This is a genomic window from Bacillus sp. 05T31 (assembly GCF_056396725.1).
This window is the reverse complement of record NZ_JBFTMA010001373.1, coordinates 1-459: the sequence shown is the minus strand read 5'-3', so window position 1 is coordinate 459 and position 459 is coordinate 1. Positions and strand designations below refer to the sequence as shown.

The following is a 459-nucleotide window of genomic DNA, read 5'->3' as shown; positions in this document are numbered from 1 at the left end:
AGATAGTATATTACCTAAAACAATGAAAGCCCTACCTCTCTTTCATCCTTACGGCTCCTTGTCCGTGCCAGTGTGAATCAGGATTGCAAAATCAAGTGACTATTTAATTGAGTTATTTGATGAAACTTCGAACGTTCGTAAAAGAAATTTAAAAATAAAAATGGATTAGATTGAAGTATTAACAAAAGAGGTTCCTACTCTAAAAGTGAGTTAAAGAAGTTGAATGTCTTTGAAATGATTTACTTTTAATAATMATCATATTCCCGAAAAATTCAGGATATTTTCGGGGGATGTAATACATTATCTATAATGAAYCTTAACAGAAACTTTTTATTTGATTTTCAGTGATTCCTTTAATTAATCCTAGTTCACTAATCAAAAATTCATGTGCGTTATCCAACATTTTTTTTTCGCTTGTATTAAGTGCCTTTTCTTTCTTCATACGCATTAAATCACGTA

At 30.0% G+C, this 459-nt stretch carries 1 pseudogene; it reads right to left on the bottom strand.

The features are described from left to right. Positions 1-316: 316 nt before the first annotated feature. Positions 317-459: pseudogene (locus tag AC1DJR_RS33365) on the bottom strand (CarD family transcriptional regulator); the annotation flags it as partial.